Origin of the sequence: Campylobacter concisus (assembly GCF_015230015.1) — a bacterium.
Lineage (GTDB): Bacteria > Campylobacterota > Campylobacteria > Campylobacterales > Campylobacteraceae > Campylobacter_A > Campylobacter_A concisus_AF.
Map to the genome: position 1 here is coordinate 1 of NZ_JAAKZC010000035.1, position 1,102 is coordinate 1,102.

The window sequence follows — 1,102 nt, forward strand, 5'->3', positions numbered from 1 at the left end:
CAAGCATTATAGTTACCTTGCTTCTTATCATAGTATCTATCTTCTTGCTTAAAAAGCTAGTTGCAAACCCTATTGATAGACTGGGTGCAAATTTAAATGCTATAACATCTGACTTTACACTTAAAATTCCAATATACGGCAAAGATGAGATAGCAAAAATAAGCAACGATATAAATAACTTCATAGAGCGCATAAGAGTGCTTATAAGCGACACTAAAAACCTTTCAAGTGAAAACAGCTCAGTCGCAAATGAGCTAAGCTCTACCTCTCTTCAAACAGGCAAACGCGTGGAAGAATCAACCCAGATCGTTGAAGAGACAAATCAAAGATGTAAGTCTATGCAAGAAGCTATGAAAGAGTCTTTAGCCATAGCTCAAGCTGGCAAAGATGACCTTCAAAAGGCGAGCACTCATATAAAAACAGCTACTGACGCCATCAGAGCCCTATCATCTCAGATAGTTGATTCTGCTAATGTAGAAAATCAAATGGCTGGCAAGATCGAGCAGCTTAGCCGTGATGCTGAGCAGGTAAAATCAGTCCTTGTGGTTATCAACGATATCGCTGATCAGACAAACCTGCTTGCTCTTAACGCAGCTATAGAGGCCGCTCGTGCAGGCGAGCATGGACGTGGCTTTGCAGTCGTTGCTGACGAGGTTAGACAGCTAGCTGAGAGAACTCAAAAATCTCTAACAGAGATAAATGCAACTATCAACATTATCGTTCAAGCGATCAACGATAGTAGCGAGCAAATGGGTATCAACTCTAAACAAATTCAGGAGCTAACCCACGTTGCAAGTGACGTTGAAAAGACGATAAATGATATGAGCGCAACGATGAATAATGCCATAGCGATGTCTGATAAGACTATGCAAGACTACATCGCAACTGGCAAGAATGTAAATGAGATCATGGATGGCATCTCAGATATCAACCAAATTTCATCTGAAAATGCTAGAAGTGTTGAAGAGATAGCTTCTGCGGCTGAGCATCTAAACAAGATGACAGATGCGCTAAATACTAAACTAAGCGTCTTTAGAACTTAAGTTTTTATCTCTTAAGCTAATATTTTTAGGTCTAGCTCCGGCTAGACCTTTTTAAATTT

Annotated in this window: 1 protein-coding gene; it reads left to right on the plus strand. The window is 40.0% G+C overall.

The features are described from left to right. Window positions 1–1,043, plus strand: a 1,043-nt coding sequence (locus G6W42_RS10335) for a methyl-accepting chemotaxis protein (protein WP_194173932.1), incomplete at its 5' end; no start/stop codon positions are given. Between the last annotated feature and the right edge of the window lie 59 nt (window positions 1,044–1,102).